The following is a 336-nucleotide window of genomic DNA, read 5'->3' as shown; positions in this document are numbered from 1 at the left end:
CCGGATTTAGAACAAGAGAGTACGGATGACTAAGGTTGTTGATGATAATTTGATTGTTGGTCTGGATATAGGTACAGCAACCATATCAGCGTTAGTTGGTGAGGTTCTTCCGGATGGTCAGATTAATATCATTGGAGCGGGAACAAGCCCATCTCGTGGTATGGATAAAGGTGGGGTCAACGATTTAGAATCCGTTGTTAAATCTGTACAACGCGCTGTTGACCAAGCTGAATTAATGGCGGAATGCCAGATTAAGAACGTGTTCCTATCATTGTCTGGTCGTCATATCGCAAGCCGAATTGAAAAAGGCATGGGCACTATCTCTGAAGAAGAAGT

At 43.5% G+C, this 336-nt stretch carries 1 pseudogene; it reads left to right on the top strand.

Annotated elements, in window-relative coordinates:
- Positions 1–25 precede the first annotated feature (25 nt).
- Positions 26–336: pseudogene (ftsA, locus tag BCU12_RS09995) on the top strand (cell division protein FtsA); the annotation flags it as partial.

It is taken from the genome of Vibrio sp. 10N.261.55.A7 (assembly GCF_002877365.1).
Taxonomy (GTDB): domain Bacteria; phylum Pseudomonadota; class Gammaproteobacteria; order Enterobacterales; family Vibrionaceae; genus Vibrio.
Note: the sequence above shows the minus strand (reverse complement) of the source record. Positions and strands in the feature narration are given on the sequence as shown.